Here is a 13,095-nt window from a genome sequence, read left to right as displayed (position 1 = left end):
GGGTCAGCGCTCCTCTTGGACGGCCTCGAACAGGGCGAGGGCGTCGCCTTCGAGCAGGGTCAGGGTCACCACGGGTCGGCCGAGCGCGGCGAGCACCGCGGCATCGCCGTCGGCCTGCGCGTCGATCAGCTCGCCGAACGTGTAGGGGCGACCGGGGATCTCCAGGTCGACGTCGGTGCGCCGGCGCACCTGCAGGAAGACGCCGTTGGCCGGTCCCCCCTTGTGGTACTGACCGGTCGAGTGGAGGAACCGCGGTCCCCAGCCGAACGTGGTCGGCCGGCCCGCGGCTGCGGCGACCAGCTCGCGCAGCCCCTGCAGCGGCGACAGCTCGCCGCGGTCGACGTAGGCCTGGATGCTCACGTACCCGCGCTCGGGCACGCGCGCCCAGAGTCGGCGCAGGGTGGCCTCGAGCGTGCCGGCGGCCAGGGCCGGGTCGGACACGCGCACCTCGATGGCGCCCTCGGTGAACGCCGGCGCGGCCTCGTCGGGGCGGGTGTCCAGCAGCGCTCGGGCGGCCGCCTTGGCCGCCTCTACGTCGGGCTGGTCGAACGGGTTGATGCCCAGAAGACGGCCGGCGATGGCCGTCGCGTACTCCCACACCACGAACTGGGCGCCCAGCGATCCGCTGACCAGCACCTCGCCCGGGTACTGCTCGATCACCTGGAAGTGCACGGCGTCGTCGACCAGGCGCACCAGCTGCAGGTCGGCGGGCGTCTGATCGACCTCGGGGGACAGCGGCAGCAGCACGACGGGAAGGATGCCGGTGCCGTCCTTGCCGGTCGACTCGGCGACCAGCTGCTCGATCCAGTCCGGCAGGCCCACGATGTGCGTGCCGTCGGCGACCAGGCCGAGCTTGTCGCGCTCGCCGCCGGCGATGGCGGCGGCGAGCACCAGGGCCGGGTTGAGCGGGCTGTCGATGGCCACCTCCAGCAGGGTGGCCTCGGCCTCGTCGAGCAGCTCCGCGATGTCGGCGCCGGCCAACCCGGCCGGCACCAGGCCGAAGGCGGTGAGCGCCGAGTAGCGGCGCCCGACGGTGGGGTCGGCGTGGAAGACGCGGTAGCCGGCGGCGCCGGCGGCCGCATCCAGCGGCGAGCCGGGATCGGTGACCACGACCACGTGCCCGGCCGGGGCGATGCCGAGGTCGCTCCACGCGGCCTCGAACGCCCGCAGCACCGCGTCGGTCTCGACGGTCGTGCCCGACTTCGACGAGACGACGAGCACCGTCTCGGCCAGACCCCCGGTCTGCGCGTCGCCGTCGATCGCCGCGAGCACCTCGGCCGGCGCGGTCGAGTCCACGATCGTGAGCGCAACGCCCGAGGTGCGGGCGATCACCTCGGGGGCGAGCGAGGAGCCGCCCATCCCGGCGAGCACCACGCGCGTGATCCCGCGGCCGGCCAGCTGGGCGCGAAGCGCCGCCACCTCGGCCACCAGCGGCCGCGAGACCGACACCGCCTGCACCCAGCCGAGTCGGCGGGAGGCCTCGTCCTCGGCATCCGCACCCCAGAGGTCGGTGTCGCCGGCGGTGATCCCGCTGGCGACGAGGTCGTCGATCAACCCGGGGAGCGCGGCGTCGACGACCCTCTTCGCAGCACCCGAGACATGGATCTCGAAGCTCAAGGGGTGACCTCGGCGGCGTCCTTCAGCGCGTCGGCGACGATCCCCTGCAACTCGTGCCAGGAGACGATGAACTTCTCCACGCCCTCGTCCTCAAGCAGCTGTGTGACGTCGGCGAAGTCGATCCCCGCCGCGGCGAGGGCGTCGAACACTCCGTGGGCGTCGGCGTAGGCGCCGGTGACGGTGTCGCCGGTGACCACGCCGTGGTCGAAGGTGGCCTCGAGGGTCTTCTCCGGCATGGTGTTGACGGTGCCGGGCGCAACGAGCTCGGTGACGTAGAGGGTGTCGGGCAGGGCGGGGTCCTTGACGCCCGTGGACGCCCACAGCGGCCGCTGCACGTTCGCGCCGAGGGCGACGAGGTCCTTGGCGCGCTTCTGGGCGAACGTCTGCTCGAACAGCTCGTAGGCAAGGCGTGCGTTGGCCACGCCCGCCTTGCTCTTGAGGGCGTCGTGGCCGCCGATCGCGGTCAGGCGCTTGTCGACCTCGGTGTCCACGCGGGAGACGAAGAACGACGCGACCGAGTGGATGCTCCCCAGGTCGAAGTCGCCGGCGTGCGCGCGCTCCAGCCCGGTCAGATAGGCGTCGATGACCTCGGCGTAGCGCTCCAGCGAGAAGATGAGCGTGACGTTGACCGAGATGCCGGTCGCGATGACCTCGGTGATGGCGGGAAGGCCCGCCTTGGTCGCGGGGATCTTGATGAGCGTGTTGGGCCGGTCGACCTTCGCCCACAGCCTCTTGGCCTCGGCGATCGTGGCGGCGGTGTCGTGCGCGAGGTCGGGGGAGACCTCGATCGAGACGCGTCCGTCGACGCCGCCGGTGGCGTCGAAGACCGGGCGGAAGATGTCGCACGCGTCGCGCACGTCGCCGGTGGTGATCTCGAAGATCGCGCGGTCGGCGTCGGCGCCGGCGGCGGCCAGCTCGGCGATGCGGGCGTCGTACGAGTCGTCGTCGGGGTTGCCGATCGCGCCGGCGAAGATCGTCGGGTTGGTGGTCACCCCGGTGACGTTGCGCGTGCGGATCAGCTCGGCGAGGTTGCCGGTGGAGATGCGCGCCCGCGAGAGGTCGTCGAGCCAGATGCTCACGCCGGCGTCGGACAGGTTCTGGGTGGGCGTGCTCATGCGTTGTTCTCCTTGACGGTCTCGCGGGCCGCGTCGACGACCGCGTCGGCGGTGATGCCGAACTTCTCGAACAGGGTCTTGTAGTCGGCGGAGGCGCCGAAGTGGTCGATGCCGACGCTGCGGCCCTTGTCTCCGACGATGCCGCGCCACAGGCCGGTGGCGCCGGCCTCGACCGACACGCGCGCGGTGACGGATGCCGGGAGCACGCTCTCGCGGTACGCGTCGTCCTGCTCGGCGAACCACTCCAGCGAGGGCGCCGACACGACGCGGGCGCCGATGCCCTCGGCGGCGAGGGTCTCGCGGGCCGAGACGGCCAGCTGCACCTCGGAGCCGGTCGCGATGAGGATCACGTCGGGCGTGCCGCCGGGGGCGTCGACCAGGACGTAGGCGCCCTTGGCGACGCCGTCTGTCGTGGCGAAACCGTCGACGCCGCGGGGGACGTTCGGCACGTTCTGGCGGGTCAGCGCGATGCCGACCGGGCCGTCGTGACGGCGGAGGATCTCCAGCCACGCCGCCGCGGTCTCGTTGCCGTCGGCCGGGCGCACCACGGTGAAGTTCGGGATGAGGCGCAGAGACGCGATCTGCTCGATCGGCTGGTGGGTCGGGCCGTCCTCGCCGAGGGCCACCGAGTCGTGGGTCCACACGAAGATCGACGGGATGCCCATGAGGGCCGCCAGGCGCACCGCGGGGCGCATGTAGTCGCTGAAGATCAGGAACGTGCCGCCGAACGCGCGCGTGGGACCGTGCAGCACGATGCCGTTGACGATCGAGCCCATCGCGTGCTCGCGGATGCCGAAGTGCAGCACGCGCCCGTACGGCGAGCCCGACCAGTCGTGCGTGGACCACTCCTCGGGGATGAACGAGGCCGCCCCCGAGATCGTGGTGTTGTTCGAGCCGGCGAGGTCGGCCGAGCCGCCCCACAGCTCGGGCAGCTGCGCGGCGAGCGCGTTGATGACCTTGCCCGACGCGGCACGGGTGGCGACCTCGGTGCCGGCCTCGAACACCGGCAGCGCGTCCTCGATGCCCTCGGGGAGCGCCTGCGCCTCCAGCCGGTCGAGCAGCGCCTTGCGCTCGGGGTTCGCGGCGGCCCACGCGTCGAACGACGCCTGCCAGGCCGCACGGGCCTCGGCGGCGCGGCTCGCCAGCGCGCGGGTGTGCGCGATGACGGAATCCTCCACGACGAAGGACTGCGTCGGATCGAAGCCGAGCACCTCCTTGGTGGCGGCCACCTCGGCAGCGCCGAGAGCTGCGCCGTGCACCGACTCGGTGCCCTTCTTGTTGGGCGCGGGCCAGCCGATGATCGTGTTCAGCACGATCATCGACGGCTTCGTGGTCTCGGCCTTGGCCTGTTCGATGGCGTCGTACAGCTCCTGCACGTCCTCGACGTAGTCGCCGGTGCGGGTCCAGTCCACCCGCAGCACCTGCCAGCCGTACGACTCGTAGCGGGCCCGGACGTCCTCGGTGAACGACACGTTCGTGTCGCCCTCGATCGAGATGCGGTTCGAGTCGTAGATCGCGATCAGGTTGCCGAGCTTCTGGTGTCCGGCAAGCGACGAGGCCTCGCTGGTGACGCCCTCCTGCAGGTCGCCGTCGCCGGCGATGACGTAGACGTAGTGGTCGAACGGGCTGGTGCCGGCGGCGGCATCCGGATCGAACAGGCCGCGCTCGTAGCGGGCCGCGTACGCGAAGCCGACGGCGGAGGCCAGGCCCTGCCCGAGCGGTCCGGTGGTGATCTCGACGCCCTTGGTGTGCCCGTACTCCGGGTGGCCGGGGGTCAGCGAGCCCCACGTGCGCAGCGCCTCGATGTCGGCGAGCTCGAGCCCGAACCCGCCGAGGTACAGCTGGATGTACTGCGTCAGCGAGGAATGGCCGACCGAGAGGATGAAGCGGTCCCGGCCCAGCCAGTCGGTGTCGGACGGGTCGTGGCGCATCACCCGCTGGTACAGCAGGTACGCCACCGGCGCCAGGCTCATCGCGGTGCCCGGATGGCCGTTGCCGACCTTCTGCACCGCATCGGCTGCGAGCACCCTGACGGTGTCCACGGCACGACGGTCGATCTCTTCCCACAACAGCTCTGACACCGGGTCGCCTTTCTTCAGGGAGCACGCCGGACGGCGAACCGGTTCGCCGTTGAAGGGGTGACAGGCGGTCCGGCGCACGGGACGCATGCGATTCAGCCGTCTCAGCATACCGAAGGGGCCGGTCACGGGCGCGAAGATGTCGCCGATCCTGGGCACCCGCATGCCCTAGACTGGGAGCGACCTGAGAGACAGCGACGGGGGCGATGGACTTCACGACGACGCGCGGGCCCGAGACGTCCTCGACCGGCCCGGCCACGGGACGGACCTCGTTCGGCCGCACGGTGCGCGCCTACGTCGTGCTCACCAAGCCTCGTGTGCTGGAGCTGCTCCTGGTCACGACCGTGCCGGTGATGATCCTCGCCCAGGGCGGGCTGCCGAGTCTGTGGCTCGTGCTGGCGACCGTCGTCGGCGGCTCGATGAGCGCCGGCTCGGCGGCCGCGTTCAACATGTACCTCGATCGCGACATCGACGCCCACATGCAGCGCACCGAGAACCGGCCGCTCGTGACCGGCGAGGTCTCGCCGCGCGGGGCGCTCGTGTTCGCGTGGACGCTGGCGGCGGCATCCACCCTCTGGCTCTGGCTGACCACGAACGGGCTCGCCGCGGCGCTGTCGGTGAGCGCGATCTTCTTCTACGTCGTGATCTACACGATCATCCTCAAGCGCCGCACCGAGCAGAACATCGTGTGGGGCGGCATCGCGGGCTGCTTCCCGGTGCTGATCGGCTGGTCGGCGGTGACCGGCTCGCTCGCGTGGCCGCCGTTCATCCTGTTCCTGCTGGTGTTCCTGTGGACGCCGCCGCACTACTGGCCGCTGTCGATGAAGTACAAGGGCGACTACGCCGAGGCCGACGTGCCGATGCTCGGCGCGACCCGCAGCGGGCAGCAGGTCGGGCTGCAGGTGATCCTCTACGCCTGGGCGACGGTGGCCTGCTCGCTGCTGCTGATTCCGGTGGCCGGCATGGGCCTGGTCTACACCGTCTCGTCGCTCGTGTTCGGCGGGTGGTTCGTGTACGAGTCGCACCGCCTCTACAACCGCGCCGTCCGCGGCGAGCAGACCCGCCCGATGCGCGTGTTCCACGCTTCGATCACCTACCTGACACTGCTGTTCGTCGCGATCGCGGTCGACCCGCTGCTGCCTTTCTGAGTTCGCATGTATCAGGAGCTGCGCGGCGTGCTCCTGACGGATGTGGACAGCATGGGCGCGGCCGAGCGGGCGGTGCTCGCGCTCGTCGCGGACCGGTGGCCCTCGTCCGTGCGCGGCGACACGACGACTCTGGAGTTCAGCGACGGCACGACCACCGTGCTCGTGTACGTCAGCGAGGCAGAGGGCGGCGCCCGACGCGTGGACGGCTGGGTGGATGCCGAGATCCTGGAGATCCGGCTCGACCAGGGCGACCGGCAGTGGCGCACGGTGCAGAGCACGCGCGGCCGGTTCGCGTTCGAACGCGTCGACGGCGGCGTCTCGCGCCTGCTGCTGCGCGTGCGCGGCGCCGACGGCGAGGTGCGCGAGGTGTGCACGCCGCAGTTCGAGACCTAGCACGACACGACGGAGAGAGGAACGGACATGGCACGACTGACGGACGACGAGGGCTCGGGCCTGCCCGGGCGGACGTGGCGGGATCGGGAGGCCGCCGCGCGCAGGCGCGGTGTGGTGCTCGACCCCTCCCTGGCCTCTGACGACGAGGGCGAGCTCCATGCGACCGTGTACGAGCCCGATGTGCTGCTCGTGTACCCGCCGGAGGGCACCGACGGGTCCGACGTCGTGCGTGCCCTCGGGGAGATCGCAGGCGAGGCCGGATGGAGCGTCGCAGAAGAGCCGCTGGCCGACCCGCCGCGGTCCGGCCGTGCGCGCGCCGACCGGCTGCCCGCGCTTCCCAGCGCCGCACGCACGGTGCGGGTCAGGATCCAGCCCTCCGCCGACGCGTCCGGCCCCGAGCGGCGTCCGGATGCGTGGCAGCTGCTGCGTGCTGCGCGTCGCCGGGGCATCGCCGGCGTCACGCTCAACCACGTGCTCTCGATCGGGCCCTTCACGGGGAATCCGTTCACGGGGAATCCGTTCACGGGAAATCCCTTCACCGGCAACCCGTTCACGGGAAATCCCTTCACCGGCAACGCCGGCGGCATGAGCGCCTACGCGCTCCCCGGTTTCGGGGGCCGTCAGCCGGTCGTCTACACCGGTCCGCGTCCGCCGCGCACCGACATGGCCCCCGGGGCGCGGCCGGTCGTCGCGGTGCTCGACACCGGATGCGGCATCCACTCCTGGCTCGACGGCGACGTGCTCGTCACCGCGCCGGAGCTCGGCGGGACGATCGGGATCGACGATCCGGTGACCGACCCCGAGACCAACCCGTCGCTCGGCGACCCGCTGGACGGTGTGCTCGACGCGGCCGCCGGACACGGGACGTTCATCGCGGGCATCGTGCGGCAGGCGTGCCCCGACGTGCGGATCCTCCCGGTGCGCGTCTCGGACGGCCAGGGCGTCATCCTGGAGAAGGATCTGCTCGCGGCGCTCGGACAGCTCGTCGCCCTGCTCGAAGGCGGGACGCGTATCGACGTGATCAACCTGTCGCTGGGCTACTACCACGAGTCGGCGGGCTCGGTCTCGTCGATCGACGGCGAGCTCTACGACCTGCTCGCGCGCGCCCGCCGGGCCGGCTGCGTCGTGGTGTGCTCGGCGGGCAACGACGCGACCGATCGCCCGTCGTCGCCGGCGGCGCTGTACGCGTGGAAGGGCGAGGACTGCGTGATCAAGCCGGAGGACGAGAAGGGACTCGCCCCGCACGTCGTGGTGGGCGCGCTCAACCCCTCCGGCGCCTCGGTCGCGCTGTTCTCCAACGTCGGCCCCTGGGTGCGTACGTACGCGCGCGGAGTGTCGGTGGTCTCGACGATGCCGGAGTTCGAGGCCGCGGTGCAGGGCGACCTCAGCGACGTCGACTACGGGCGGCTGAGGGAGACCCTCGACATCGACGACTTCCGGGGCGGATTCGGCGTCTGGAGCGGCACGTCGTTCGCGGCGCCGCTCGTGGCGGGGAGGATCGCGGCGCAGATCGCGGCTTCGAAGGGCGTTGCGGCGGCGGGCATCGAGGCCATCGTGGCGGCGGCCGTGGCCGAGATCGACGATGAGGACCATTCGCGCACCACCTGAGGCGGATGAGGCGGCATGCTGAGGGTGTGACGCTGTCGGCTGCCGAGCTCTACCGGCGCGGGCGTGCCCATCTGAACGCGGGCCGCAACGCGGCTGCCAGGCGTGTGCTGGGTCTGGCAGCCGAGCGAGCCGACGATCCGGACCTGCGTGCCCGGATCGCCGGCTCGCTCGCGGCCGTCACGATCCGGCAGGGAGACGCGGCGCTTGCCGAGCGGTTGTGCTGGGACGCGCTCGGCCTTCCTCGGCTCTCGACGCGCACGACCGCCATGCTGCACGGTCAACTCGGCCTGCTCGCACTGGAGCGCGGTGAGCTCGATCGCGCGATGGAGTGGCTCGACCGGGGGATCGCTGGGATCGGCGACGAGGCCGAGCATCGTGCGCCCATGCTGCTCAACCGCAGCGTCGTGCACCTGCACGCGGGTCGGGTCGCCGCCGGCCGTGCAGACCTCGAGCTGGCCGCGCGCGACTACGCGACGACGGGCAACGAGGTCGAGAAGGCCATGGCCGTGCACAACACCGGCTACGCGGCGCTGCTGGAGGGGGACCTCGTGCAGGCGCTGGACACGATGGCAGAGGCGCACACGGTGCTGGCAGCCGCCTCGGCGGTCAACGCCGCGATCTGCGACCTCGACCGGGCGCAGGTGCTGCGCGATGCGGGTCTGGTCACCGAGGCCGAGCGCAGCCTGGAGCGCGTGGCGCACGTGTTCGGCGTGCACCGGATGCGGCAGGCCCGCGGCGAGACGGAATACCACCTCGCGCGCTCGCTGCTGTCGCACGAGGCGGTGCGCGCTGCCGGCGTCGCAGCGGCGGCTCGCCGCAGGTTCCAGGCCGTGGGCAGCGACGGGTGGGCGCTGCGGGCGGATGCCGTGCGGCTTCGCGCGCTGTTGCGCGCGGGCGTCGCCGACGAGGCGGCCGCGGCGCGGATGCCGTCGGCGGCCGAGGTGGAGCGCGTCGCCTCGGCCCTGGACGCGCGTCGGCTCCGCAGCGACGCGACCGCGCTCCGACTGATGTGGGAACTGTGGCGGGCTTGTCCGAACGGGCGGGGGCAGGCGCCGACGGTGCCGATTCGACTGCCGCGCGACGCGCCGATCCCGCTGGTCCTGCTCGCCCACGAGGTGCGTTCGGCGCGCGCCGCCGCGGCGGGCGACCTGGCGGCTGCCCGGCGCCACGCGGCCACCGGGCTCGACGCCCTGGCGCAGTGGCAGGCGTCGTTCGGCAGCCTCGACCTGGCGACGTCTTTCGTGATGCACGGCCGACGGCTCGTCTTCGCCGGGCTGCGCGCCGCGGTGCGCTCGGGAAGGCCCGTCGACGTCTTCGACTGGTCCGAGCGGGCGCGTCACCTCAGTCAGCAGGTGGTGCCGCTGCGTCCGCCTCCCGACGCCGAGCTGGCCGCGGACCTCGCCGAGCTGCGGCGCCTGCGGGCCGAGGACGGCACGGGCGACTGGCTGTCGCTCCCGCGCGCCGTCGAGGTGAGCGAGCGCGTGCGCCGCCGCCAGTGGTCCGCGACCGGTGCCGCGGGCCGGCGCGAGCGCGTCACGCTCGAGGGTCTGCGCGCCGCACTCCCGGGCGACACCGCGTTCGCGACGTACGTGTTCGACGAGACCGGCCTGGCGGTGCTCGCGGTCACCGGCGATGCCGTGCGCTTCCAGCGGATCGAGGCCTGGGAGCGCGTCGCCGCGACGATGGCAGGGCTGCGCGCAGACCTGGACATCGCGGCATCCGTGCGCACAGGTCCCATGGCGGCTCTCGTCGGCCGCACGCTGCAGGAGCGGCTCGCGACGCTGTCGGCGGCGCTGGTCGAGCCGATCCTCCCGACGATCGGCGACCGGCGGCTGGTGATCACGGTCCCCGGCATCCTCGGCGGCATCCCGTGGGGGATGCTGCCGGCCATGCGCGGCCGCGTCTACGCCGTGGCGACCTCGGCGACGCAGTGGATCTCGGGTCGCTCGTCGCGGCCGGCGCCGGGCATCGGATTCGTCGTCGGCCCCCGGGTCCCCCGTGCCGACGAGGAGGCGGCCCGCGGGCTCGCGGCGTGGGGCGCCGGCGAGGTGCTCGGCGCGGAGCGCGCGACCGTGCGCCGGGCCACCGAGCTCGCCTCGCGCGTGGGCGTGCTGCACGTCGCGGCGCACGGGCGGCACGCCGCCGACCACCCGCTGTTCTCCGGTCTCGAGCTCGCCGACGGCGCGCTGTTCGGCTATGACATCGACCTCATGCCGCGCGTGCCCGACACCGTGATCCTCTCCGCCTGCGAAGTGGGCCGTTCCTCGGTGCGGTGGGGCGAGGAGGCGGTGGGGATGACGCGGATCTGGCTGCACGCGGGCACGCGCTGCGTCATCGCCGCGCCGGTGGTCGTGGCCGACGACGAGGCCTGCGAGCTCCTCGGCGCCGTCCACGACAGGCTCGCCGCGGGGGAGCCGCCGAGCGTCGCGCTGGCGGCGGCATCCGCCCGCACCGGCATCGTCGCGCCGTTCCAGGTGCACGGCGCGGGCTTCTAGCCTCGCCGGGCCCGTCGGGCCGCGGCGGTTTGTCGGAGATCTGCGCTTCGTCGGAGGGATGTGGCGCGTGGCATCCGACTTTGTGCAGATCTCCGACGATATGCCGCGACAGGGAAGGGATCTCCGAGGTGCGGGGCTGGCGCGAGGATTCCTCCACATCGGCCGAGGTCGGCCAGTTGTCCACGGTTCTGCGCAATCGCGGCCCGGCGGCCGCACGATGCTGTCACAGTTGCGGGATGCCACGTCCAGACTTCCGGCGGGACACCGCCGTCGCGGCGGCCGTCCGGGCCGTCGCCGCGCGCGACGGCGTCGCCTCGACGACCCGACTGCGTCGCGATGGCCACAGCCGCCACTATCTCGCGCACGCGGTGGAGCGCGGAGCGCTCGTGCGGGTCCGACGCGACTGGGTGGCGCTTCCCGGTGCGGACGCCGAACTGGTGTCAGCGGCCACGCACGGCGTCGCACTGACGTGTGTGTCGCAGGCCCGGCGCCAGGGCCTGTTCGTCATGAGCGAGGATCGCTGCCACGTCGCCGCGGACCCCGGCGCGCGGGGCGGCAAGCCCGCGCGGTTCGTCGTGCACTGGTCGAAGCCGATCGTCCCGCGGGAAGTCGGGGCGCTGGTCGACCCGATCGAGAACGTGCTGGCGCTGGTTGCCACGTGCCAGCCGCACGACGCGGCCCTCGTGGTGTGGGAATCGGCGCTCCGGAAGGGCCTCGTCGATGCTCAGTCCCTGGCGCGACTTCCGCTTCCGGCATCCGCTCGCGCCCTGCTGGCGGAGGCGACGCCGTTCTCGGACTCCGGACTGGAGACCCTGTTCGCGGCGAGACTGCGTTGGCTGGACGTGCGCATCGTCCCGCAGGCGTGGATCGACGGCCACCGCGTCGACTTCCTGTTGGGCGAGCGACTGGTCGTGCAGATCGACGGCGGCCACCATGTCGGGTCGCAGCGCACCAGCGACATCGCCCACGATGCCCGGCTGATGCTGATGGGGTATCACGTGCTCCGGTTCTCGTACACGCAGATCATGAACGACTGGCCCGCCGTGCAGGATGCCATCGCCCGCGCGGTGGCGCAGGGGCTCCATCGCGCGCGCTGAGCGGCACCCGGCCTGCGGCGGTTCGTCGGAGATCTGCGCTTCGTCGGAGGGATCTGGCGCGTGGCATCCGACATTGTGCAGATCTCCGACGTTGTGCCGCGACAGGGGCGGGACAGGGCAGCGAGAGAGAGCGAGAGAGGATGCCGCGGCTCAGACCGCGCGCGGCGCCTTCAGGTGCAGCACGGTCACGGTCATGGCCGCGGCCGTCAGCGCGGCCAGCACCATGTGCACGCCCACGGCGAGCTCGGGCAGTCCGTTGCGCGCCTGGTACAGGCCGACCGCGATCTGGGCGAACTGCAGCAGCAGGAGAACCGTGATCCAGCGCTGCACCGGCAGTCGGCGCGCCCGCGCGATCACGACGAGCACGAGGGTGAGGGCCAGGAGCGCATAGCCCGGCCACGCGTGGACGTGCTGCCACAGCGACGCGTCGAAGCCGTTGCGCCCGGCATCCGCGTCGCCGGAGTGGGGGCCGGCGCCCGTGGTGAGCACACCGAAGGCGATCGTGACGGTCAGCACGAGCGAGGTCACGTGCGTCGCGATCGCGTACCCTCGCGGCACGGCGAGCGTCCGCGGCCCGACCGGCGCGTCCAGGCGCACGAGGAAGGCCGTGCACACGCACACGAGCACGAGCGAGGACACGTAGTGGAAGCCGACGATGAAGGGGTTGAGGCCCGTCCACACGGTGATGCCCCCCACGATCGCCTGGGCGACCACGCCACCGAGGACGATCGCCGCGAGCGCGAACAGGTCGCGGCGATCGCGTCGGCGACGCACGACCAGCAGCAGCACCATGAGGGCGAGGATGCCGACGACCCCGGACATCATGCGATTGCCGAACTCGACGGCGCTGTGCCAGCCGAGGTCCTCGGTGGGCACGAGCGATTCGGGCGTGCAGGTCGGCCACGTCGGGCAGCCCAGGCCCGAGCCGGTCAGGCGCACCGCGCCGCCGGTGGCGATGATCGTCACCTCGGCGAGGAAGGACAGCCATGCGAACACGCGTAGGCCGTCGCGCGTGCGCTCGGGCACGGGCACGGTCGTGGCTGGACTGGATGACATACGGAGGGTCTCCTGGATGGGCCCGAACGGCGCACTGTCGTGGGTTGCCTGTAGACTCGAGGGGTCGGGATGCCGCGCCCGTTGCGGCACGTCCTGACAGTCTAGGCGCCGATGCAGCGCGAGCCGGGCCCGAGAAGCGGCGGCCCGCTCTCGGAACTCCGCGAGGGAGCCGGAACGCGCGGATGACCCCGTCTGGGCCAGAGGAGGAAGAACGACATGTCTGATGTGCTCATCGACCGTCCCGAGCTGGAAGGGCTCGGCGTCTACGAGTTCGGCTGGCACGACGCGGACGCGGCCGGCGCCAGCGCTCGGCGGGGTCTCAGCGAGGCGGTCGTCCGGGACATCTCGGCGCTGAAGAGCGAGCCGGAGTGGATGCTGAAGACCCGCCTCAAGGGCCTGCAGCTGTTCGAGCGCAAGCCCATGCCCACGTGGGGCGCCGACCTCAGCGAGATCGACTTCGACAACATCAAGTACTTCGTCCGCTCCAC

9 protein-coding genes and 1 pseudogene are annotated in these 13,095 nt (G+C 72.3%); 6 read left to right on the top strand and 4 right to left on the bottom strand.

Features of this window, described 5'->3' with window-relative positions:
• Positions 1 to 3: 3 nt before the first annotated feature.
• The 3 genes from QM641_RS01975 to tkt are packed head-to-tail and all read right to left on the bottom strand — an operon-like array spanning position 4 to position 4,813.
• Positions 4 to 1,617 carry a glucose-6-phosphate isomerase gene (locus QM641_RS01975; protein ID WP_415112939.1) on the bottom strand — a complete coding sequence of 538 codons (1,614 nt, stop codon included), beginning with the start codon at positions 1,615 to 1,617 and terminating at the stop codon, positions 4 to 6.
• Complete coding sequence (tal, locus tag QM641_RS01970) at positions 1,614 to 2,732, bottom strand: transaldolase (RefSeq protein ID WP_415112937.1); 1,119 nt, start codon at positions 2,730 to 2,732, stop codon at positions 1,614 to 1,616. Before tal ends, QM641_RS01975 begins: the two co-directional genes overlap by 4 nt.
• On the bottom strand, positions 2,729 to 4,813 hold the full coding sequence (gene tkt, locus QM641_RS01965) for a transketolase (protein WP_415112935.1): 2,085 nt from the start codon (positions 4,811 to 4,813) through the stop codon (positions 2,729 to 2,731). The genes tal and tkt overlap by 4 nt, the downstream gene beginning before the upstream one ends.
• Before the next feature lie 203 nt (positions 4,814 to 5,016).
• On the opposite strand from tkt, the gene QM641_RS01960 reads away from it, so the two are divergent.
• The 5 genes from QM641_RS01960 (at position 5,017) to QM641_RS01940 (ending at position 11,551) form a co-directional block, all read left to right on the top strand.
• The gene (locus QM641_RS01960) at positions 5,017 to 5,958 is read left to right on the top strand and encodes a heme o synthase (RefSeq protein WP_415112933.1); all 942 of its coding nucleotides are present in this window, start codon (positions 5,017 to 5,019) and stop codon (positions 5,956 to 5,958) included.
• Between the two features lie 6 nt (positions 5,959 to 5,964).
• Positions 5,965 to 6,351, top strand: coding sequence for a hypothetical protein (locus tag QM641_RS01955; RefSeq protein ID WP_415112931.1), 387 nt, complete (start codon positions 5,965 to 5,967; stop codon positions 6,349 to 6,351).
• A gap of 27 nt (positions 6,352 to 6,378) precedes the next feature.
• A complete protein-coding gene (locus QM641_RS01950; RefSeq protein ID WP_415112929.1) occupies positions 6,379 to 7,959 on the top strand; it encodes a S8 family peptidase in 1,581 nt (526 codons plus the stop codon).
• 26 nt (positions 7,960 to 7,985) lie between these two features.
• Positions 7,986 to 10,454 carry a CHAT domain-containing protein gene (locus QM641_RS01945; RefSeq protein WP_415112927.1) on the top strand — a complete coding sequence of 823 codons (2,469 nt, stop codon included), beginning with the start codon at positions 7,986 to 7,988 and terminating at the stop codon, positions 10,452 to 10,454.
• A gap of 236 nt (positions 10,455 to 10,690) precedes the next feature.
• Positions 10,691 to 11,551 carry an endonuclease domain-containing protein gene (locus tag QM641_RS01940; RefSeq protein WP_415112925.1) on the top strand — a complete coding sequence of 287 codons (861 nt, stop codon included), beginning with the start codon at positions 10,691 to 10,693 and terminating at the stop codon, positions 11,549 to 11,551.
• 150 nt (positions 11,552 to 11,701) lie between these two features.
• Here QM641_RS01940 and QM641_RS01935 read toward each other — a convergent pair whose 3' ends face one another.
• Positions 11,702 to 12,607: a COX15/CtaA family protein gene (locus tag QM641_RS01935; protein ID WP_415112923.1), complete on the bottom strand. Its 906-nt coding sequence runs from the start codon at positions 12,605 to 12,607 to the stop codon at positions 11,702 to 11,704.
• Between the two features lie 216 nt (positions 12,608 to 12,823).
• Here QM641_RS01935 and QM641_RS01930 point away from each other — a divergent pair.
• Positions 12,824 to 13,095 (top strand): annotated as a pseudogene (locus QM641_RS01930) (Fe-S cluster assembly protein SufB); the annotation flags it as partial.

The organism is Microbacterium sp., from assembly GCF_047605725.1.
GTDB lineage: Bacteria > Actinomycetota > Actinomycetes > Actinomycetales > Microbacteriaceae > Microbacterium.
Note: the sequence above shows the minus strand (reverse complement) of the source record. Positions and strands in the feature narration are given on the sequence as shown.

What these genes read in the sequence shown, in the direction of transcription:
- QM641_RS01960 (WP_415112933.1), top strand. Translation starts at nt 5,017, where the DNA reads ATGGACTTCACGACGACGCGCGGGCCCGAGACGTCCTCGACCGGCCCG.
- QM641_RS01935 (WP_415112923.1), bottom strand. Translation starts at nt 12,607, where the DNA reads ATGTCATCCAGTCCAGCCACGACCGTGCCCGTGCCCGAGCGCACGCGC.
- tal (WP_415112937.1), bottom strand. Translation starts at nt 2,732, where the DNA reads ATGAGCACGCCCACCCAGAACCTGTCCGACGCCGGCGTGAGCATCTGG.
- QM641_RS01955 (WP_415112931.1), top strand. Translation starts at nt 5,965, where the DNA reads ATGTATCAGGAGCTGCGCGGCGTGCTCCTGACGGATGTGGACAGCATG.
- QM641_RS01940 (WP_415112925.1), top strand. Translation starts at nt 10,691, where the DNA reads ATGCCACGTCCAGACTTCCGGCGGGACACCGCCGTCGCGGCGGCCGTC.
- QM641_RS01950 (WP_415112929.1), top strand. Translation starts at nt 6,379, where the DNA reads ATGGCACGACTGACGGACGACGAGGGCTCGGGCCTGCCCGGGCGGACG.